The following is an 18913-nucleotide window of genomic DNA, read 5'->3' as shown; positions in this document are numbered from 1 at the left end:
TGTGCGGGAACCCGGTGAAGGAAACATGAGCGACCAGACCGCCTCGACCCCGGATGCCGTGTCCCCGGCATCCCGTTCCACCGTCCGTCGTCGAGGCTGGGGGTCGTTCCTGCGCGACCTCGTCGTGATCGTGGTCATCGCGCTGCTGGTGTCGTTCCTGGTCAAGACGTTCGTGGTGCGATCGTTCTACATCCCGTCGGCGTCGATGGAGAACACGCTGATGATCAAGGATCGGATCCTCGTCGACGAGCTCACCCCGCGCTTCGGCGAGTACTCCCGGGGGGACGTCGTGGTGTTCCGCGATCCGGGTGGATGGCTCGACACGGCCCCGGCCCCGGAGCGGTCGGCGTTCGTGGAGGGCGTGGACTGGGTGCTGTCCCTCTTCGGTCTGTCGGCCCCCGACAGCGACGACCACCTCATCAAGCGCGTCATCGGCACGCCGGGCGACCACGTCGTCTGCTGCAACGCCCTGGGGCAGACCACCGTCAACGGCGTGCCGCTCGACGAGAGCTACGTGCGCCTGGCGCCGGGAGCCACGGCTCCCGAGCCCGTTCCCTACGACGTCACCGTGCCCGACGGTTCCCTCTGGGTCCTCGGCGACAACCGCAACAGCTCGCGCGACTCGCGCTTCAACCAGGCGCAGCCGGGGCAGGGCTTCGTTCCGATCGACAACGTCGTCGGCCGTGCGTTCGTCATCACCTGGCCCTTCGACCGGTTCGGGCTGATCGACTTCCACCACGAGGTGTTCGCGGGGGTCCCCGCGCCGGGGCAGCAGTGATCGAGCCGACCCTCACCCTGGAACGCCGACTGCTCAAGCAGCACGCGATCGTCATCGCCTGCGACGAGGTCGGCCGAGGGGCCCTCGCGGGCCCGGTCGCCGTCGGCGCCGCCGTGATCGATCCGGCCCGCTCGCGCAAGCGCGTGCCGGCGGGTCTGCGCGACTCGAAGCTCGTTCCCGAGGCGCGTCGGCCGGAGGTCGCCTCCCGCGCGGCGGCGTTCGTGCAGCACAGCGCGGTCGGGTGGGCGAGCTCGGTCGAGGTCGATGAGATCGGCATCATCCGCGCGCTCGGGCTCGCCGCGGTGCGCGCGATCGCCGACCTGCGCGCGCAGGGCGTGGTCCCGGAGGAGGCGGTCGTGATCCTCGACGGCAACCACGACTACATCACTCCGGCGGGGGAGTCGGGTCTGACCGTCCGTCCGATCATCAAGGCCGACCGCGACTGCGCGAGTGCGGCCGCGGCATCCGTCATCGCGAAGGTCGCGCGCGACACGCTTATGACCGGGCTGCACGACGACCTGCCCGTGTACGGGTGGGCGCGGAACAAGGGCTACGCGAGCCTCGATCACCGCGAGGCCATCTCCCTGCACGGGATGAGCACGCACCATCGCCATTCGTGGGCCATCGCGGCCGCGCCGACGCTGTTCTGACACCGGGGCGGACGCGCCCGGGCGGGTGCTCCCGTGCGGCTGCGGTCGCGCCGCGCGCCTAGGATGGGATGACCATGGATGACGACGTCTTCGAGGATTACGACCGCGAACTCGAACTGGCCCTGTACCGCGAGTACCGCGATGTCGTGCGCCAGTTCACCTACGTGATCGAGACCGAGCGCCGGTTCTACCTCGCGAACGACGTCAACGTCGTCCGCCGCGACACCGAGCACGACTTCTACTTCGAGATCTCGATGACCGACGTGTGGGTGTGGGACATCTACCGCGCCGACCGCTTCGTGAAGTCCGTGCGCGTGCTGACGTTCAAGGACGTCAACGTCGAGGAGCTCTCGCGCCACGACTTCCAGCTGCCCGACGAACTGTCGCTCGACAACTGACGCCTCCTCCCCACCCCGGCCCTGCCTCGATCCATCCACAGACAGGGCTCCGAGCTCCACGGGCAGGATGAGCCAGCTGCCACGCTCTCCGGCATGGCAGCGAAAGACGACCTCGGCAGAGCCGGAGAAGACCGCGCGGTCGCCTATCTGATCGGCGACGGCTACCGCATCCTGGCGCGCAATTGGCGATGTCCGCAGGGGGAGATCGACGTCGTGGCCGAGCGCGGCGGCACGCTCGTCGTCGTCGAGGTCAAGACCCGACGCAGCGAGGACTACGGTCACCCGTTCGAGGCGGTCGACCGACGGAAGGCCGAGCGCCTCTGGCGGCTGTCGATGGCCTGGCTCGCCGAGCATCCGCAGTACGCGCGCGGGCGTCGTCTGCGGGTCGACGTCATCGGCCTGATCGGCGACGATCCCGCCGACGCCCGCCTCGAGCACCTCGAGGACGCCCTGTGACGGTTGCGCGCACGTGGGCGGTGGCGTTGACGGGACTGCGCGGCGACCTGGTCGAGGTCGAGGCCGACGTGTCGTCGCAGACTCCCGAGTTCGCGATCATCGGCCTGGCCGACAAGGCCCTGGGCGAAGCGGGCCGACGGGTGCGCAATGCGTGCGCCAACCGTGGCCTGGACCTCCCCAAGCGGCGGATCACCGTCAACCTCTCCCCGGCGAGTCTGCCCAAGCGCGGCTCGGGCTTCGACGTCGCCATCGCCGTCGCGGCCCTCGCGACCTCCGTGCGGATGGATGCCACTCACGTCGCCGACACGGTGCATATCGGCGAGCTCGGACTCGACGGTCGGCTACGGCCCGTGGCCGGGGTCCTCCCCGCGGTCGTCGCGGCTCGCGCCGCGGGGCTGACCCGGGTCGCCGTACCGAAGGCGAACGCGGCGGAGGCGGCACTGGTCGACGGCATGGAGGTGTACCCGGCCGTCTGCCTCGCCGACGTGGTGCGCTGGCACGGGGGCAGCAGCGAGGCGCCCGACCTGGCCGCCGTCGAGCTGCCCGAATCTGCCGAACCGGCCGACGCCGTGCTCGATCTGGCTGACGTGGTGGGCCAGCGCGAGGCGGTCGACGCCCTCGTGGTGGCGGCCGCGGGCGGGCATCACGTCCTCATGAGCGGACCACCGGGGGCCGGTAAGACCATGCTGGCCCGCCGACTGCCCGGCATCCTGCCGCCGCTCGACGACGAGGCGGCCCTATCCGTCGCGTCGGTGCGCTCACTCTCCGGCGAGACCGTGACCCGTCTGACGCGCGTACCGCCGTTCGAGAGTCCCCATCACGGGGCGACGGCGGCCGCGCTCATCGGGGGCGGCTCCGGAGTGATCCGCCCGGGCGCGATCGCGCGGGCGAGCGAGGGCGTTCTGTTCCTCGACGAGGGCGGGGAATTCCCGGCCTCGGTCCTGGACGCCCTGCGGCAACCGCTCGAGAGCGGGGTGATCCAGGTGCATCGCTCCGGCGTGGCGGCGACCTATCCGGCGCGGTTCCAGCTGGTGGTGGCCACCAATCCGTGTCCGTGCGGGCAGTACGGCGTCCCGGGAGCCACGTGCGAATGCGCCCCGCAAGCGATCCGCCGCTACACCCGGCGCCTGTCGGGACCGCTGCTGGACCGCATCGACATCGACCTTCGCCTGCAACGCGTCTCGTCGGTGCGCCGCGACTTCGCAGGCGCGACGATGACGACGGCGCATGCCCGGTCGCTGGTGGCGGAGGCACGCGCCCGTGCCGCGCGACGGTGGGACGAGACGCCGTGGCGGCGGAACGCCGATGTCCCCGGAACCTGGCTGCGCGGACCCGCTGCGCCGAGCTCCGAGGTGCTCGCGCCGCTCGACGTCGCGCTGCGACGAGGCGCCCTGACGCTGCGCGGATACGACCGCCTCATGCGCGTCGCCTGGACGGTCGCCGACATCGCCGGCCACGACCGCTTGGAGGCAGCCGACGTCGGTCGAGCGCTCTTCCTGCGGCGCGGAGCGAACGCCTCATGATCCCCATCGAACTGTCCGAGGCGTCGGCGCGCCGCGCGCTCGGCGGGCTTCGCGAGGGCGTCGACCTCGGCGACGAACCGCTCGACCCGGCGGAGGTCTATGCGCGCGCGGTGTGGAGCGTGCTCGTCGAGCCGGGAGACAGCGAGGCGGGCGTGCTGATCGCGGCCGTCGGCGCCGCCGCGGCGCTCCGTGTGGTGATGGAGGGCCGCGGTGACGCCCTCGACCGGGCACGAGCGCGATGGATGCCGAGACTCCGGCCTTCGGCGGTCGATACCGCTCTCGACGCGGCTCGGCGATGCGGCGCCCGCCTCGTGGTTCCCGGAGATGCGGCGTGGCCAGCGCGCTTCGACGATCTCGAGGCGCACGCCCCGGTCGCCCTCTGGCGACGGGGGAGAGGGACGCCGTCGGATGCGCCTGCTGTCGCTCTCGTGGGCGCGCGTGCCGCGACCGCGTACGGCGAAGGTGTCGCGGCCGATCTCGCCGCCGAGCTCGCGGCGGCAGGTGCGGTGGTGATCTCCGGCGCCGCCTACGGCATCGACGGCGCGTGCCACCGGGGTGCGCTGTCGACGGGCGGCACGACGGTGGCCTTCCTCGCCGGAGGGGTCGACCGCCCGTACCCCCGCGGACACGAGGGTCTTCTGGAGCGGATCGCGGCGACAGGGGCCGTGTGGAGCGAGACCCCGTGCGGAGCGGCGCCGACGAAGTGGCGGTTCCTCAGTCGAAACCGCCTCATCGCGGCGATGGCCGACGCGGTCGTCGTCATCGAGGCCGGCTGGCGAAGCGGATCCCTGAACACGGCCGGCCACGCCGCGATGCTCGGCAGACGGCTCGGGGCGGTGCCCGGTCCGATCACGAGTGCCGCGTCGGCCGGATGCCATCGGGTGCTGCGCGAATTCGACGGCGTGTGCGTGACGTCGGCGGCGGACGTCCTCGAAATGCTGGGCGCGGGCGGCCCTCCCGCGGGCGACAGTGGGCGCGCCGCCGATGCCGGCAGGACCGATGACACCACGAGGCTGTTCGACGCGCTGTCGCCTCGATCGGCGAGGTCGGTCGACGATGTGGCACGACGGAGTGGACTCGCCCGTGACGATGCCGCCGTCCTGCTCGGCTTCGCGGAGTTGGAGGGTCGTGCCGTCCGCGATGACGACGGCGCGTGGCGTTCGGCGACGCGGGGGAGTACTCGGTCATGAGAGGGGGCGACGCCGCGTCCGGCTGCAGCGCGACGGTCCCGCCCGGAGCGCACCATCGACCACGGGCTGAGCGCCGGGGCGCCGGCTCGCGCGCTTCCCGCGCGTCCCCCGCGGCTCGGGGACGGGGGGAGTCAAAGTGGGAGGGTGCGTACATCCGCGGTGGTCGAGGGCTATCTGTCCCACCTGGCGGAGGTGCGCCGCCTCTCGGCCGCGACGGTCCGCGCGTATCGGTCGGATCTCGACGACCTGGTGCGCGTCCTGAACGATCCGCCGATCGAGGAGATCGGGGTCGACGACCTTCGCGAATGGCAGTGGCGCGCCTCGCAAGCGGGCAAAAGCAGAGCCACCGCGGCTCGACGCACCTCGACGGTGCGCGGGATGTTCGCCTGGGCGGGCGACGCCGGCCTCGTCACCGTCGATCCGTCTCAACGGCTCGTCTCCCCGAAGCGCGGGCGGACGCTCCCCGCCGTGGCCACGCAGGACGCGCTCTCGGAGGTGCTCGCCGCGGCGGCCGAGTCGGCGACGCACGGCGATGCCATCGCTCTGCGCGATCACGCCCTCCTCGAACTGCTCTATGGCTCCGGGGCGCGGGTCTCCGAGGCATGCGGGCTCGACCTCGACGACATCGACCACGAACGGCGGACCCTCCGGCTACGCGGAAAGGGCGACAAGGAGCGAGTCGTGCCGTTCGGCCTGCCGGCCGAGCGCGCCCTCCAGGCCTACCTCGTCCGGGCTCGGCCGGTCCTCCGCGCCCGGAGGGAAGCGCAGGCGTCCGACGATCTCCCCCGCAGCGACCGGGGGCGCCCCGATGCAGCCCGTGGCGATGGCGGTCGGGCGGCCCGCTCCAGCTCGGGCGGCGCCGCACACGGCACGGACCGCGACGCGCGGGCCGTGTTCCTCGGAGCGAAGGGGGCGCGCCTGGGACCGCGTGCCGTCCATGCGCTCGTGTCGCGCACCGTCGGTCCGCGGCTGGGGACCGACGTGCTGGGCCCGCACGCGCTCCGGCACTCCGCCGCCACACACCTCCTCGACGGCGGCGCCGATCTGAGGGCCGTTCAGGAGATCCTGGGCCACGCCAGTCTGGGGACCACTCAGATCTACACGCACGTCTCGGCGGAGAGGCTCCGGGAGGCGTACCGTCTCGCCCACCCCCGAGCCTGAGCGCGCTGGCCCAGCCCCGTCGGCCGGTGTGTGCAATCGCTGACCCTCGGGCGCGAGCGCGCCCACGCCGGCCCCGTCGGCCGGCGTGGGCAACCGCCCACCTCCGAGCCTGAGCCCGGCGGCCCCCGGCTGGCGTGCGCGACCCCGCACCCCGTAGCGTGGGAACCGTGCCGTCCCGTCGAGTCGTCGCCGCTGTCGCAGGTGCGCTGATCGCCTGCGGCGCGCTCACCGCGTGTGCGATACAGCCTCAACCGGTCGAGACGCGACTCCCGCCCGGTTACGGGGCCTCGGACGCTTCGCCGACGGCATCCGTCCCCACGGCACCCGTCCCGTCGCCCTCGGTCGTGACGCTCTCGCCAGCGCCGGACGCCGATGCGACCTCCGCGCCGGTGGTCACCGTCACTCCGCAGCCGTCGAGCCCCGCCGCCGACCCCGGCGCGCTCTCGTGCGGCGACGGCGGCAGCCAGAGCATCTCGGGCGCTGAGAGATCCGTGCGTGTCACGGGCACGTGTTCGGAAGTGAACGTGTCGGGGTCGGCCCTCACCGTCGACGCCTCCGGGGCGTCCATCGGCACGCTCCGGATCTCGGGCGACCGGGCGCGTGTCATCGCCGCCGGAATCGACATGGTCGTGGTGCAGGGAAACGACGGCTCGGTCGAGTCCTCAGGGGGGATCGGGAGCGTCGACCTCAGCGGCGACCGTACGTCGGTGCAGGCGGCGGGTGCCATCGCGGCGGTGACCGTTCGCGGGCAGGACAACATGGTGCGCGCCGGTGGGGGCATCGGAACGACGACGATCGAGGGTCGCGGCAATCAGATCGGGTGACGGCGCCCCTCGACCGGGCGCCGGTGAGGCCGATCTTCGCCCCACACGGGGGAGCACGACGGGGCCCGAGGCGGCGCCGCGCGAACGGGAGCGGTGAGGCCGATCTTCGCCCGACACGGGGGAGCACGTCGGGGCCCGAGGTTGCACCCTGCGACGGGGCGTCGGTGAGGCCGATCCTCGCCTGACACGGGGAGCAGGACGGGGACTCGAGGCAGAGGCCCGGGGTGGCGCCGGCACGGGGAGGAGCGCCCCGTAACGACGCCGCGCGCCATCCTCCGTCGCTCAGCAGCATGGCAGGAGCACAGCGCGTGGCACGCCGCCGAGGAGGCGGAGCGGATTGACGTACTCGCCGTCGAGGCGGACCCCCAGGTGCACCGTCGCGGGCGCGGTGTGTCCGCCCTCGGCAACCGTCGCGAGCGGCCGGCCCCGCGCCACGTGCTCACCGACCGCCAGGTCCGAGACGACCGGCTCGAACGAGCTCACCAGGCCCCCGCCGTGGTCGATCGTGAGCACCCCGCGCCCCGCGACCGCGCCGACGAAGGCGACGACCCCGTCGGCGGGAGCGCGCACCTCCGTGCCGGCGAGGTCGACACCCCGATGGCCCGGACCGTAGGGGTGCGCGGGAGCTTCCCACCCGCGCACGATCCTCACCGGAGAGACCGGCCACACCCAATCGCGTTCGGCGAGGGGGTCCGCGACGTCCCCGCGAGCCGGGGCGTTCATGCCGACGACCGCCGCGCACAGGGTCAGGATCACGACGATCACAGCGAGGCGTCGGCGCGCGGGAGGAGGAGCCATGGCGGGGATTCTGCCCCTCCCCGTCTCCTCCACGTGGCGGCGGCGACGTGAATCGGGACGGACCCGTGCGCGCACGCGGTGGGGAGGAGGCGTCCTGTATGCTGGGGGATGCATCCCGCACGTCGGGATGACTCCGCGTGCCCACAGCGCATCGCGTCTTCTTCCCAGAAGCCGCACCGCGCGGCATCCACACCCCATGGTCCTCCGCTCCGGCGGGTGGCGGGTGTGCGCCGGGCACCAGGCTCGCCGGACGGTCCGTCCGGCGCGAACAACCGCAACCACGGCGCGAACGCGCCCAGAAACAGGAGTACGACCATGGCCGTCGTCACCATCCGCCAGCTGCTCGACAGCGGCGTTCACTTCGGACACCAGACCCGCCGGTGGAACCCGAAGGTCAAGCGCTTCATCCTGACCGAGCGCTCCGGCATCCACATCATCGACCTGCAGCAGTCGCTCGGCTACATCGACAAGGCGTACGAGTTCGTCAAGGAGACCGTCGCGCACGGCGGCACCATCCTCTTCGTCGGCACCAAGAAGCAGGCGCAGGAAGTCCTCGCCGAGCAGGCGACCCGCGTGGGCCAGCCCTACGTCAACCAGCGCTGGCTCGGTGGCCTCCTCACCAACTTCCAGACGGTGTCGAAGCGCCTCGCCCGCATGAAGGAGCTCGAGGAGCTCGACTACGAGAACCCGGCCGAGAGCGGCTTTACCAAGAAGGAGCTCCTGCTCAAGAAGCGCGAGCTCGACAAGCTGCACAAGTCGCTCGGTGGTATCCGCAACCTGCAGAAGACCCCGTCGGCCATCTGGGTCGTCGACGCCAAGCGCGAGCACCTCGCGGTCGACGAGGCCAAGAAGCTCGGCATCCCCGTGATCGGCATCCTCGACACGAACGCCGACCCCGACGAGTTCCAGTACCCGATCCCCGGTAACGACGACGCGATCCGCTCGGTGAGCCTGCTCACGCGCATCATCGCCGACGCCGCCGCCGAGGGCCTGATCCAGCGCCACCAGCCCGCCGGTGAGGACGAGGCCGCCGAGCCCCTCGCCGAGTGGGAGCGCGAGCTGCTCGAGACCAACGCCGAGACCACCGAGGCCGCGACCGAGTCGGCTGACGACGCCGCCGGCGCCGAGGCTCACGACGAGGCCGTCGCCGCCGAGTCGGGCGAGACCGCGACCGAGGTCGCGGACGCCGAGGCCACCGACAGCAAGTAAGCCGCGCGACGCCGCCGTCACCCTCGCGTGCACGGCGCGTCACCCGCACAGGCTACGATCCGGCGGGGTCGTGACAGCCGCCCTCCTCGTGAGGGCGGCGGCACGGCCCCGCCGGGCCCACATCTAGAACGCAAACGACAAGGAGACCGCCACACCATGGCAAACTTCACGATCGCCGACATCAAGGCGCTGCGCGAGCAGCTCGGCACCGGCATGGTCGACACCAAGAAGGCGCTCGAAGAGGCCGACGGCGACGTCGAGAAGGCCGTCGAGATCCTGCGCCTCAAGGGCGCCAAGGGCAACGCGAAGCGCGCCGACCGTTCGACGAGCGAGGGCCTCGTGGTCGCTCGCGAGAACGCCGGCTCGGTCACGCTGCTCGAGCTCGCCTGCGAGACCGACTTCGTCGCCAAGAACGAGCGCTTCATCGCTCTGGCCGACAAGGTCGTCGACGCGGCGGCCGCCGCCGGTGCAGACTCGGTCGAGGCCGCTCTGGCCGCCGACGCCGAGGGCAAGACCGTCGAGCAGCTCATCTCCGACGAGGCCGCGATCATCGGCGAGAAGGTCGAACTGCGCCGCGTGCGCACCATCTCGGGCTCCACGTTCGAGGTCTACCTGCACAAGACCAGCAAGGACCTGCCCCCGCAGGTCGGCGTGGTCCTCGCCTACACCGGTGACGACGCCGAGACCGCTCGCTCCATCGCGCAGCACATCTCGTTCGCCAACCCGTCGTACCTCACCCGCGACGCCGTGCCCGAGGCCGACGTCGAGAAGGAGCGCGAGATCGTCACCGAGATCTCCCGCAACGAGGGCAAGCCCGAGGCCGCCCTGCCGAAGATCGTCGAGGGACGCGTGAACGCGTTCTTCAAGCAGGTCGCCCTGCTCGACCAGGACTACGCGAAGGACAACAAGCTGTCCGTCGCCAAGGTCGCGTCCGACGCCGGTCTCACCCTGACCGACTTCGCCCGCTTCAAGGTCGGCGCGTAACCCTTCGACAGGCTCAGGGCCCGTCATGAGGCCCGGGATGCCATGGCATCCCGGGCCTTTTCCCTGCCCGCGGCCGGTATCGGTCGGCGTCGGCGGGGGGATAGTTTGTTCAAGACGAGAGGACACCACACGTGATCGATGAAGCCACCAAGCGCCGCCGCGTTCTGCTGAAGCTGTCGGGGGAGGCGTTCGGCGGAGGCCAACTGGGTGTCAATCCCGACGTCGTCAGCCAGATCGCACGCGAGATCGCCGAGGCGGTGGACCGGGTCGAGATCGCGATCGTGGTCGGCGGCGGCAACTTCTTCCGCGGCGCCGAGCTCAGCCAGCGCGGCATGGATCGCGGCCGCGCCGACTACATGGGCATGCTCGGCACCGTGATGAACTCCCTGGCCCTGCAGGACTTCCTCGAGCAGGCGGGAGCCGCCACGCGCGTGCAGTCGGCGATCTCGATGACGCAGGTGGCCGAGCCCTACATCCCGCGACGGGCCGTGCGTCACCTCGAGAAGGGGCGCGTCGTGATCTTCGGCGCCGGCGCCGGCCTGCCGTACTTCTCCACCGACACCGTCGCCGCCCAGCGCGCGCTCGAGATCGGTGCGACCGAGGTGCTGGTCGCCAAGAACGGCGTCGACGGCGTGTACACGGCCGACCCGCGCGTGGACCCCAGTGCCACCAAGCTCGACCACCTCACCTACAGCGACGCGCTGCAGAAGGGCCTCAAGGTCGTGGACTCGACGGCGTTCAGCCTCTGCATGGACAACGGCATCGACATGCGCGTGTTCGGCATGGAGCCGGCCGGCAACGTCACCCGTGCGCTGCTGGGCGACGAGATGGGAACCCTCGTCACCGCGTGACGCGCCGCGCGGGCCCGGGGAGCCGGGCCCGCGCGCGACTAGACTGGCACCTCAGTTCCAACGAATGGAGTCACCGTGATCGCCGATGTCCTCGCCGATGCCGGAGCGCGAATGGATCGCGCCGTCGAGGCCGCGAAGGAGGACTTCGCGACCGTCCGCACCGGACGCGCGAACCCCCAGATGTTCCAGAAGGTCCTGGTCGACTACTACGGGTCGCCCACCCCTCTCGCGCAGCTCGCGTCGCTGAACAACCCCGAGGCGCGCACCCTCGTGATCAACCCCTACGACAAGTCCGCGTTGAAGGCCATCGAGCAGGCCATCCGCGACATGCCGAACCTCGGCGTCAACCCCACCAACGACGGCACCATCGTCCGCGTCACCATGCCGGAACTCACGCAGGACCGCCGCAAGGAGTACGTCAAGATCGTGCGCGGTAAGGGAGAAGACGCGAAGGTGCAGGTGCGCAACCTGCGCCGCAAGGCGAAGGACGACCTCGACGCCCTGAAGAGCGACGTCGGCGAGGACGAGCTCGTTCGGGCCGAGAAGGAGCTCGACGCCGTCACGCGCACGCACGTCGACCTGATCGACGACGCGCTCAAGCGCAAAGAGGCCGAGCTCCTCGAGGTCTGACCCGCATGCCCGACGCCCCTGTGACCGGTGACGCCGAGCCGGTCGACCCGCTCGACGTCCGTCGTGCCGATCCGACGCGCCGTCCGACGACGGGCGAGGGGGTCACGGCGATCGAGTCGCAGCTGCGTGCCATGCGATCGGATGCCGAGCAGCACATCGCGCACGCGCGCGCCGAGTTCGACCAGGCGAACGAGCGTCTGAAGCAGCGCACGGGGCGCGATCTGATCGTCGCCACGCTCATCGGTGTGGGGATCGGTGCGATCGTGATCGCCTCGCTGATCTTCGTGAAGTGGGCCTTCGTCCTCTTCGCCGCGGCCGCGATGGTGCTGGGGGTCGTCGAGTTCAGCCGAGCCCTGCAGGTCGCCGGGCGGCGCGTCGACGTCGTCCCGCAGCTGGTCATGGGGTTCGTGCTGCTGCTCAGCGGGTTCTTCCTCGGCGCCTGGGTGCACTGGATCGCCACCCTCGTCGCGGTCGTCGTGGTCGTCGTGTGGCGGCTGGTGGCGCAGCTCTTCGCCGCCGACGGACGGCTGCGCATCGACGTCATCGGCGATGTGCTCGTCGCGGGGTTCGTGCAGCTGTACGTCCCGTTCCTCACCAGCGTCGCCATGATCCTGCTCGCTCAGCCGCGCGGGGAGTGGTGGGTTCTCGCGTTCCTCATCCTCGCCGTCGCGGCCGACACGGGTGCGTACATCTCGGGCCTCACGTTCGGTCGGGGCGGTCGGCATCCGATGGCTCCGCGCATCAGCCCGAAGAAGACCTGGGAGGGTTTCGCGGGTGCGTGCGTGGCGGCTCTGGTCGCCGGGGCGCTTCTGGCCGTGTTCATGCTCCAGGTCCCGTGGTGGGCCGGGCTCATCTTCGGCGCGACCGTGCTGGCCACGGCGACCGTCGGCGACCTCGGCGAGTCGATGGTCAAGCGCGACCTCGGCATCAAGGACATGAGCTCGTGGCTCCCCGGACACGGGGGAGTACTCGACCGCCTCGACTCGATCCTGCCCTCGGCGACGGCCGCTCTGGTGATGTTCTATCTGCTCGCCCCGTTGGGAGTGTCATGACCGAGACCCCGATCCACGACAAGGTCGCCGCGACCCCTTTCCCCGAGACGACGGGACGCACCAAGGGCTACGAGAAGCGCGCCGTCGACACATTCCTCGCCCGCGCGCGCGACGCGTTCGAAGCCGACGACCCCGGCGTCCTGCGCTCGTCGGAGGTTCGCGCGGTGTCGTTCCCGCTGGTCAAGGGCGGCTATGCCGTGGCATCCGTCGACGCGGCCCTGGGTCGGGTCGAAGACGCCTTCGCCGCACGAGAGCGCGAGCACGCTCTCTCCCGGCTCGGGGCGCGGGCCTGGGTCGCAGAGACGCGCGACACCGCCCAGGTCGTGCTCGACCGTCTCGGTCGGCCCCGCGGACAGCGCTTCGAGCGCGTGTCGCTGCTGCATTACGGATATCGGGTCGACGAAGTCGACGTCGTCGCCGACCGCGTCGCGCGCTACCTCGCGGCGGGCGACCCCGTGACGCCCGACCAGGTACGCGCCGTCGCCTTCCGCCTGCAGCGCGGTGGATACCGCGAGACCCAGGTCGATGCGGTGCTCGACGCCGTCGTCGAGGTCATGCTCGCCGTCGGATGAGGCATCGGGATGACACCCGCTCCGACTCGTCGGTAGACTCGGCGGCACTGTGACTTCTGGCTCGGAACTCTCGCGTAGATCATCGGACCGCGTCGCCCGTCGAGGCGTCGGGTCGGTCGACGTGGTACCACCCGCCCTTCCGCGCCGCTCAGCGCCACGCTGGTCCCGTCGTCGCGGCGTCGTCGGCGTGTTCGGCGCGTGCGCGGCGGTCCTCTTCGCCGCCGCCTACGTCGGCCCCATGAGCGCCGCGTTCTCGCCGGCGCAGGCCGAGGAGCCCCGCACGGTCACCCTCTACGCGGAAGGCCTCGGCGACACGCAGGCGGTGTCGACCTCGGGCGAGAAGCAGGCCCCCGACCTCCAGCGTTCGAGCTACAACGTGTACGTCAAGCCGAAGCCGACCCCCACCCCGACGCCCACGCAGACGCGCAGCAGCGACTCGGGCTCGTCGGCCGGCGGCGAAGGCGGTGGCGGAGGGCCGCTGTACTACTCCGGCGGGGGAGCACCCGCGGAATGGATGGCTGCCGCCGGCATCTCGGATGCCGACATGGGCTACGTCGACTACATCGTCAGCCGCGAAAGCGGATGGAATCCGAACGCCACCAACCGCTCCTCGGGAGCGTGCGGTCTCGTGCAGGCCCTGCCGTGCAGCAAGGTCCCCGGCAACGGGTACGACCCGGTCGACAACCTGCGCTGGGCGACCGGGTACGCCACGGGCCGATACGGCAGCTGGGCGGGCGCGTACGCGTTCTGGACGAGCAACCACTGGTGGTGAGCGGCATCCATGCCCCGCTCCCGTAAGCGCCGCCCCGATCCGGGTCGCGGCGACGACTCGCTCGATCGTCTGATCGCCGGGTGGAAGCGCACCGAGGTCAAGCGCGGATCGGAATGGACCGTGCAGCCGCTCTCGGGGCCGCAGGCGGTCAAGGACTACATCTGCCCCGGATGCGGACGCACGGTCGCTTCCGGCACCCCCCACCTCGTCGTCTGGCGCGCCGACGGCGTGCTCGGCGACGCGGCGGATCTCGCCGCACGTCGGCACTGGCACACCCACTGTTGGAGGATCGCCTGATGGAGATTCGCGGACCCGTCCTTCTGCCCGCACGCCGGGAAGACGTCGCCCTGCACACGGTCGATGAGCTCACCCTCGTCGGCGAGCTCGCCCTGCCCCTCGACCGCGAGCCGGTGGCGACCCTCGTGACGTTGCACCCGCTGCCCACGGCGGGCGGGTTCATGGACTCGCACATCCTGCGCAAGGCGGCCGGCCGCCTGCCGGCCCTCGCCGATCTCGCGGTGCTGCGGTTCAACACCCGGGGCACGACGTCTCCCCGCGGCACGAGCGACGGCGCCTTCGACGGGGGAGCGAACGAGTGCTTCGACGTGGCGGCGGCGATGGATCTCGTTCGCGAGCGCGGTCTGCCCCGCCCCTGGCTGGTGGGGTGGTCGTTCGGCACCGAGCTCGCGCTGAAGTACGGCCGCGACCACGACATCGAGGGCGTCATCCTGCTGTCGCCCCCGCTGCATCGGGCGACCGCCGACGAGGTCGCGGCGTGGGCGGGAGACGAGCGCCGGGTGGTCGTGCTGGTTCCGGAGTTCGACGACTACCTGCGACCCGACGAGGCCCGCGAGCGCTTCGCGTCGATCCCGGATGCCACGCTCATCGCCGTCGAAGGCGGGAAGCATCTGTGGGTCGGCGAGACGCAGACGCGCCGCGTGCTCACCGAGATCGTCGCCGCGGTCGCCCCCGACGCCCTTCCGCTCCCCACCGAGTGGGATGGCGACGTCGTCGGCTGAGCTCAGCGCTCGTTCTGCCGCGGGATGATGACCTCGCGGTAGATGATGAGGATGCTCGCGGCCACGGGGATCGCGATGAGGGCGCCCAGGAGGTTGAGCAGTGCGCCGCCGGCCAGCGCCGAGATCACGACGACCGAGCCCGGCACCGACACCGCGCGGTTCATGATGCGCGGGGAGATGACGTACGCCTCGATCTGCATGTAGACGAGGTAGTAGATCGCCGCCGCGATGATCGCCCACCCCGGCGTTCCGAGGCCCGGAATGAGGCAGGTGAGCACGATGATCGTCGAGCCCGTCAGCGTTCCCACCAAGGGGATGAGCGAGAAGAAGAACGCGATCACGGCGAGCACGGCCGGGAACGGCGCGTTGATGATGGTGAGGAAGATGGCGCTGAGCACGCCGTTGATGACGCCCAGGCTCACCTGCCCCATGACGTAGTAACCCACGGAGTCGGTGATCTTCTCGGCGAGCTCGATGAAGCGCGCGCGCTTGGACGCCGGGACCAGCTGATACACCGCCGACTTGAGCGAGGGAGTGGATGCCGTGAAGTAGATGGTCAGGATCAGCACGATGAACGCGCCGCCGAGGCCTGCTGCCACGGCGCCGGCACCCGTGAGCAGGCTGTTGCCGATGACCGTGGAGATCGAGCCGACGTCGAGGGTCGTGAACCAGTGCTGGATGCCGGCCCAGACGTCGTCGATCTTGAGCCAGGGAAGGGAGTCGGACACCCACTGCTGCACCTGCGTGACGATCTCGTTCCAGCGTCCCGGCTGCAGCAGCTGCTCGACCTGGGAGATCAGCTGGGCGATCTGGCTGACGATGATCGGCACGACCATGAAGATGATGCCGGCGAAGACGCCGAGCACCGCGAGGATCGTCACGAGGACGGCCGCCCAGCGGGGCAGACCGCGCCGCTCCAGAAAAGACACCACGGGGTCGAGGCCCAACGACAGGAACAGGGCCGTCCCGACGTACAGCAGGATCGTCGAGAGGTTCTGCACGCTCCCGATGAGCAACAGGCCGACGCCGACTCCGAGAGTCGCCAGGAGTGCGACCCGGAAGGGGTTGTGGATCTTCATGCCGAACGACTCCCGCCTCAGCCGGGCACGCGCCCGTCTCGTCAGGATAGTGACCGTGCGGGGCGGGATCGGCGAGGCGCGAGCCTCGCCGCGAACTTTCAGCCGCCCTCCGATAGTCTGAAACGTCGATTCTTCGGTGGCGCCCGAGCTGCCGGTGGGGATGGTGTGAAGCGTGAGATTCGTCTGGGCCGTGGTGGCGTTCGTCATCGCCGCCGCCATGATCGGTGCCGGGATCGCTCAGCGCACGGTCTTCCAAGGTCCATCCGAGACCACCACGTCGGTGCAGACGGAGGGGTCGGCGGCGTACACGCTGATCGACGGCTCCGTGCTCACGAGCGTGCCGGGCGCCCAGACGCTGCGCGTCGAGGGCGATGGCGCGGTGTTCGTCTCCTACGGGCGTACGGCCGACCTCAAGGCGTGGCTCGCCGACGTCGACTACACCGCGGTGACCGTGGACGGTGAGGGGACGGTGCAGACCGCCGATCAGGCCCCGACCGTGACACCCACCTCCGGCGCCGCCGCGGGGCGGAGCCCGATCGACAACGACCTGTGGCTGGACGAGTGGGAGCAGACCGGGTCGCTGTCCACCATCCTGCAGCTGCCGAACGACATGAGCGTGCTCGTGGCATCCGACGGCACGGCTCCCGCGCCGTCGAACATCAGCGTCACGTGGCCCATCGACGACTCGACGCCCTGGGCGGGTCCGCTCATCGTCGGCGGCGGTATCGCCCTGCTCGCGGGCCTCGTGCTCTACCTGCTCGGCATCCGGCACGTGCGCCGTTCGCGGCGCCCGCGCCGGAAGGGATTGCCCCTGCCGGTCACGGAGCCCATTTCCATCGCCGAGTCGGATGCCGCAGCTCGCGACGCGTCCGCGTCCAAGGGGGTCGTGAGCGAGAGCCCCGCGCGCCGCGGGACGGGCTCGCGCGGCCGGCGCGCACTCGTCGCGGTCCCGGCCCTCGGCGTCTCCGTCGCGCTTCTCGCCGGCTGCTCGGCGGACGCCTGGCCGCAGTTGGCGGCATCCGAGACTCCGAGCCCGACCCCCACGGTCGTCGTTCCCGAGGGGCAATTCCCGCCCGCCGTGACAGAGGCGCAGGCGAAGCGGATCGTCGCGCGCGTGTCGAGCACCGTCTCCTCGGCCGACGCGGCGCTCGATCAGAACGCCGCCGCCCAACGCCTGTCCGGACCGGCGCTCGCCGAGCGCGCCACCAACTACACGCTGCGTGCGGCTCTGCCCGACCGCCCGGCGCTCCCGGCCATTCCCGCGGAGCCGGTTCAGATCGTGCTGCCGCAGACGACGGGCACCTGGCCGCGCACGCTCATGACCGTGGTGGAGTCGGCGGATGCCGCGACACCGACCACGACGATCATGATGATGACGCAAGAGACGCCGTGGGACGAATACAAGGCGTCGTACGTCGGGAACCTCGAGGCCTCCACCAACCTGCCGGAGCTCGCCGCCCCGTACGTGGGCGCGACGCAGGTGCCGCCGGACTCCTCGTTCCTCACCCTCGCCCCCGAGAAGGTCGCCGCCGCCTACGCCGACATCATCAACAACGGCGAGAACAGCACCTCGGCCGCGCTCTTCGACACCGCGAACGACCTGTTGCTCTCCGCCATCCAGGACAACAAGACGAAGCGCACCGACGAGCTCAACCAGACCGGCGCCGGAACGGCGGAGATCAGCTTCGCTGCCTCGGCGGGGCCCGCCACCCCCATCGCCCTCGCGACGCTCGACACCGGCGCGATCGTCGCCGTGAATGTCTACGAGAGCGACACGGCGAAGCCCACGAACGCCGACGCGGTCATCAAGCTCGACAACAATCCGGCGGTCAAGGCCCTGACCGGTGTCGACCAGTCCGCGACAGGCTTCACCACGACCTACTCCGACCAGGTGTTCTTCTACGTGCCCAGCCAGGGCTCCGACGACAAGATCCGCCTGCTCGGCTACCGTTCCAGCCTCCTCGAAGCGAAGGTGTCCCCGTGAGCACTCCCGCCCCCGGCTCCGTCATGCGCGGTGCCGTCGACCTCTCGTCGCTGCGCAACCGTCCCGCCGCCCCCGCGGCCCCCGCGACCCCTCCCGCCGACGGCGCCGCCCCGGCCGGTGCCCTGCCCCTGGTCTTCGATGTGACCGACGCGACCTTCGGCGAGGTGCTCGAGCTCTCGCGCACGGTGCCCGTCGTCATCGACCTGTGGGCCGAGTGGTGCGGGCCGTGCAAGCAGCTCAGCCCGGTGCTCGAGAGGGTCGTCACCGAACTGGCCGGCCGCCTCGTACTGGCGAAGGTCGACGTCGACGCCAACCCGCAGCTGGCGCAGGGCTTCCGCGCGCAGTCCATTCCGATGGTCCTCGCGCTCGTCGCGGGTCAGCCCGTTCCGCTGTTCACCGGCGCGGTGCCGGAGCAGCAGGTGCGCGACGTCTTCGCTCAGCTGCTGCAGCTCGCCGCCCAGCACGGCGTCACCGGCACCGTTCCCGTCGCCGGGGCGGCCGATGCGGCTCCGGCGGAGGAGCCCCCGCTGCCGCCGCTGCACGCCGAGGCGTTCGCCGCAATCGAGGAGGGCGACTACGCCCGCGCGATCACGGCGTACGAGAAGGCTCTCGCCGAGAACCCGCGTGACTCCGACGCCCGTGCGGGTCTCGGTCAGGTGCGCCTGCTCGACCGCGTGCAGGGCGCCGACCTGCAGGCGGCGCGTGCCGCGGCCGCGGCCGATCCCACGGGCGTCGACGCCCAGTTCGTCGTCGCCGACCTCGATGTCGTCGGCGGACACATCGATGACGCATTCGGGCGTCTGCTCGATCTCTTCGCGGCGCTTCCTGCCGACGAGCGCGCCCCGGTCCGCGAGCGCCTGCTGGAGCTGTTCGGGATCGTCGGCGACGACGACGCCCGCGTCGTACGGGCGCGCGCGCGGCTGGCATCCCTGCTCTTCTGACACGACCGACGACGCGGCCCGGTCCCTCTGGGGGGTCCGGGC

General features: G+C 71.2%; 22 protein-coding genes. 19 read left to right on the top strand and 3 right to left on the bottom strand.

Features of this window, described 5'->3' with window-relative positions:
* The first annotated feature begins 25 nt into the window (after positions 1-25).
* The 7 genes from lepB (at position 26) to ACFZA2_RS11345 (ending at position 6156) form a co-directional block, all read left to right on the top strand.
* Positions 26-778: a signal peptidase I gene (gene lepB, locus ACFZA2_RS11375; protein WP_315995522.1), complete on the top strand. Its 753-nt coding sequence runs from the start codon at positions 26-28 to the stop codon at positions 776-778.
* Complete coding sequence (locus tag ACFZA2_RS11370; protein ID WP_391404612.1) at positions 775-1428, top strand: ribonuclease HII; 654 nt, start codon at positions 775-777, stop codon at positions 1426-1428. The genes lepB and ACFZA2_RS11370 overlap by 4 nt, the downstream gene beginning before the upstream one ends.
* A 74-nt stretch (positions 1429-1502) precedes the next feature.
* The gene (locus tag ACFZA2_RS11365) at positions 1503-1826 is read left to right on the top strand and encodes a DUF2469 family protein (protein WP_055836674.1); all 324 of its coding nucleotides are present in this window, start codon (positions 1503-1505) and stop codon (positions 1824-1826) included.
* Between the two features lie 93 nt (positions 1827-1919).
* The gene (locus tag ACFZA2_RS11360; protein ID WP_391404608.1) at positions 1920-2282 is read left to right on the top strand and encodes a YraN family protein; all 363 of its coding nucleotides are present in this window, start codon (positions 1920-1922) and stop codon (positions 2280-2282) included.
* Positions 2279-3805, top strand: coding sequence for a YifB family Mg chelatase-like AAA ATPase (locus tag ACFZA2_RS11355; RefSeq protein ID WP_391404605.1), 1527 nt, complete (start codon positions 2279-2281; stop codon positions 3803-3805). The genes ACFZA2_RS11360 and ACFZA2_RS11355 overlap by 4 nt, the downstream gene beginning before the upstream one ends.
* Positions 3802-4995 carry a DNA-processing protein DprA gene (gene dprA / locus ACFZA2_RS11350; protein WP_391404602.1) on the top strand — a complete coding sequence of 398 codons (1194 nt, stop codon included), beginning with the start codon at positions 3802-3804 and terminating at the stop codon, positions 4993-4995. Before ACFZA2_RS11355 ends, dprA begins: the two co-directional genes overlap by 4 nt.
* Before the next feature lie 144 nt (positions 4996-5139).
* Positions 5140-6156 (top strand): tyrosine recombinase XerC, encoded by a 1017-nt coding sequence (locus ACFZA2_RS11345; RefSeq protein WP_391404599.1) that lies wholly within the window; start codon positions 5140-5142, stop codon positions 6154-6156.
* A 277-nt stretch (positions 6157-6433) separates the two neighbouring features.
* Here the strand turns inward: ACFZA2_RS11345 and ACFZA2_RS11340 are convergent, their stop codons facing one another.
* Positions 6434-6658, bottom strand: a complete 225-nt coding sequence (locus ACFZA2_RS11340; RefSeq protein ID WP_391404596.1) for a hypothetical protein — start codon at positions 6656-6658, stop codon at positions 6434-6436.
* Between the two features lie 22 nt (positions 6659-6680).
* Between ACFZA2_RS11340 and ACFZA2_RS11335 the strand changes: the two genes are divergently transcribed.
* Complete coding sequence (locus ACFZA2_RS11335; RefSeq protein ID WP_391404593.1) at positions 6681-6980, top strand: hypothetical protein; 300 nt, start codon at positions 6681-6683, stop codon at positions 6978-6980.
* A gap of 282 nt (positions 6981-7262) precedes the next feature.
* Here the strand turns inward: ACFZA2_RS11335 and ACFZA2_RS11330 are convergent, their stop codons facing one another.
* The gene (locus ACFZA2_RS11330) at positions 7263-7778 is read right to left on the bottom strand and encodes a murein hydrolase activator EnvC family protein (protein WP_391404590.1); all 516 of its coding nucleotides are present in this window, start codon (positions 7776-7778) and stop codon (positions 7263-7265) included.
* A gap of 315 nt (positions 7779-8093) precedes the next feature.
* Between ACFZA2_RS11330 and rpsB the strand changes: the two genes are divergently transcribed.
* From rpsB to ACFZA2_RS11285, 9 genes are all read left to right on the top strand, one after another.
* Complete coding sequence (gene rpsB, locus ACFZA2_RS11325; RefSeq protein ID WP_391404586.1) at positions 8094-8987, top strand: 30S ribosomal protein S2; 894 nt, start codon at positions 8094-8096, stop codon at positions 8985-8987.
* Between the two features lie 156 nt (positions 8988-9143).
* On the top strand, positions 9144-9971 hold the full coding sequence (gene tsf, locus ACFZA2_RS11320) for a translation elongation factor Ts (RefSeq protein ID WP_391404583.1): 828 nt from the start codon (positions 9144-9146) through the stop codon (positions 9969-9971).
* A gap of 131 nt (positions 9972-10102) precedes the next feature.
* Complete coding sequence (pyrH, locus tag ACFZA2_RS11315) at positions 10103-10822, top strand: UMP kinase (protein ID WP_315995532.1); 720 nt, start codon at positions 10103-10105, stop codon at positions 10820-10822.
* A 75-nt stretch (positions 10823-10897) separates the two neighbouring features.
* Positions 10898-11452, top strand: a complete 555-nt coding sequence (frr, locus tag ACFZA2_RS11310; protein ID WP_315995533.1) for a ribosome recycling factor — start codon at positions 10898-10900, stop codon at positions 11450-11452.
* Positions 11453-11457: 5 nt separating this feature from the next.
* Positions 11458-12504 (top strand): phosphatidate cytidylyltransferase, encoded by a 1047-nt coding sequence (locus ACFZA2_RS11305; protein ID WP_391404578.1) that lies wholly within the window; start codon positions 11458-11460, stop codon positions 12502-12504.
* Positions 12501-13076, top strand: a complete 576-nt coding sequence (locus ACFZA2_RS11300) for a DivIVA domain-containing protein (RefSeq protein WP_391404575.1) — start codon at positions 12501-12503, stop codon at positions 13074-13076. The genes ACFZA2_RS11305 and ACFZA2_RS11300 overlap by 4 nt, the downstream gene beginning before the upstream one ends.
* Positions 13077-13314: 238 nt before the next feature.
* The gene (locus tag ACFZA2_RS11295) at positions 13315-13848 is read left to right on the top strand and encodes a transglycosylase SLT domain-containing protein (RefSeq protein WP_391404572.1); all 534 of its coding nucleotides are present in this window, start codon (positions 13315-13317) and stop codon (positions 13846-13848) included.
* 9 nt (positions 13849-13857) lie between these two features.
* A complete protein-coding gene (locus tag ACFZA2_RS11290; protein WP_315995537.1) occupies positions 13858-14145 on the top strand; it encodes a hypothetical protein in 288 nt (95 codons plus the stop codon).
* A complete protein-coding gene (locus ACFZA2_RS11285) occupies positions 14145-14867 on the top strand; it encodes an alpha/beta hydrolase (RefSeq protein WP_391404568.1) in 723 nt (240 codons plus the stop codon). Before ACFZA2_RS11290 ends, ACFZA2_RS11285 begins: the two co-directional genes overlap by 1 nt.
* Before the next feature lie 2 nt (positions 14868-14869).
* Here ACFZA2_RS11285 and ACFZA2_RS11280 read toward each other — a convergent pair whose 3' ends face one another.
* Complete coding sequence (locus ACFZA2_RS11280) at positions 14870-15946, bottom strand: AI-2E family transporter (RefSeq protein ID WP_315995539.1); 1077 nt, start codon at positions 15944-15946, stop codon at positions 14870-14872.
* 172 nt (positions 15947-16118) lie between these two features.
* Here ACFZA2_RS11280 and ACFZA2_RS11275 point away from each other — a divergent pair, with 172 nt between their 5' ends.
* Positions 16119-17930 carry a glycosyl transferase gene (locus ACFZA2_RS11275; RefSeq protein ID WP_391404564.1) on the top strand — a complete coding sequence of 604 codons (1812 nt, stop codon included), beginning with the start codon at positions 16119-16121 and terminating at the stop codon, positions 17928-17930.
* Positions 17927-18871, top strand: coding sequence for a tetratricopeptide repeat protein (locus ACFZA2_RS11270; RefSeq protein ID WP_391404561.1), 945 nt, complete (start codon positions 17927-17929; stop codon positions 18869-18871). Before ACFZA2_RS11275 ends, ACFZA2_RS11270 begins: the two co-directional genes overlap by 4 nt.
* Positions 18872-18913: the final 42 nt, after the last annotated feature.

Origin of the sequence: Microbacterium sp. NPDC007973 (assembly GCF_042958465.1) — a bacterium.
GTDB classification, from domain to species: Bacteria; Actinomycetota; Actinomycetes; order Actinomycetales; family Microbacteriaceae; genus Microbacterium; species Microbacterium galbum.
This window is presented reverse-complemented; position numbering and strand designations above follow the sequence as displayed.